Consider the following 1,217-nt stretch of genomic DNA (forward strand, 5'->3'; position numbering starts at 1 on the left):
GAGGAAAGGGAAAACGACGCTTTTCCCTTTCCGTGGAGCGAAAAGTCCCGGATTGGACTTTTTGCGACCCTATCAATTTTGAACTGGATGAGGACAGGAAAACCATGGAACCGGGCATCGAGAACTTTGCTGGAGTCATCATTCAGAACGAAAAGGGTGAGGTCCTTCTGGTGCGCAAGGTGGAGCAGTACGCCTACGCCATTCCCTGGTGCAGGGTAACACCCGGTAAAACCCTCCGGAAATGCCTGGTTGACCGGGTCATGGACCTGACGGGCCTGTCCATCCAGCCGGTCTTTCTCGGTCCCAACGAACACATCGAGGAGAGCAACCACTTCATCTCCTTCGACCACACAGCCAGGATCGACTCCGGCGAGCACCATTACATCCGTGAAGGGCTGGACCATCTCTGGACAGGGGTGGATGAACTGCTCACGGTACCCCTCGTAGCCCTGACCCGGCAGATCCTGGAAAGATATTTCCTCGACCACGGGATCGAGCCGGGATTGAGCTCCGAGCCGAAAGGTTCCATTTCGGGAAATTAATAACAGCTTGTTGATCGGATGAAGTTGGAAACTGCCCTCTTTCCCCCTTTTTCCCGGAGCACTTCTAATCCCGCGTTTTCAGATCGTCTCCAACTATCCGTACAACCTCATGGTGAACCGTTTCAGCGTCGATGGCGTCGATACATGGAAAGGTACCGTCCATTTCCGACCAGCGCCGGCAGTTCCACCGCTCACAGGTACACTCTCCTGACAAGACCACAACCGGAACCGGACCTGGTCCGGTCACGCTGTAGGGAAAGAACCGGCCAGGGAATGCTCCACCGAGGATGCAGACCGCCGGCACGCCCAGGGCTCCGGCCAGGTGCACCGGACCCGTATCACTGCCCACGAGGACCCCGGCGAGAGCGATCACCCCGGCCAACTCCCGTACTGTGGTTGATCCGACAAGGTCAAAAACAGGCGACCCGGAAAGGCGGACGACCTCTTCGGCAGACGATCTGTCATCCTCCCCTCCACAAAGCACGACTTCGAGATCTGTAGTTTCCACCACCCTTTCGGAAAGGCGGGCCCATTTATCCCGAGGCCACTCTCTTTCCTGCGGTAGTCCGGTACCAGGCACCAGGACGACGAACTTATCTCCAACTCCCCTATCATCCAGAATGTTGCGAGCATCATTAATCCAGCCAGGCTGTACTTCGAGCTTCGGCATTGACG

General features: G+C 56.7%; 2 protein-coding genes. One reads left to right on the plus strand and one right to left on the minus strand.

Translation table 11 applies throughout. The annotated features are described in order from the left end of the window. The coding region (locus P1S46_05280; protein MDF1535900.1) for a hypothetical protein at nucleotides 1-542 on the plus strand (542 nt) is incomplete at its 5' end. Nucleotides 543-606: 64 nt separating this feature from the next. Here the strand turns inward: P1S46_05280 and P1S46_05285 are convergent. Then, on the minus strand, nucleotides 607-1,217 hold a 611-nt coding region (locus tag P1S46_05285), incomplete at its 5' end, for a glycosyltransferase family 9 protein (protein ID MDF1535901.1).

It is taken from the genome of bacterium, from assembly GCA_029210545.1.
In the GTDB taxonomy this organism is placed as follows: Bacteria; BMS3Abin14; BMS3Abin14; order BMS3Abin14; family BMS3Abin14; genus JARGFV01.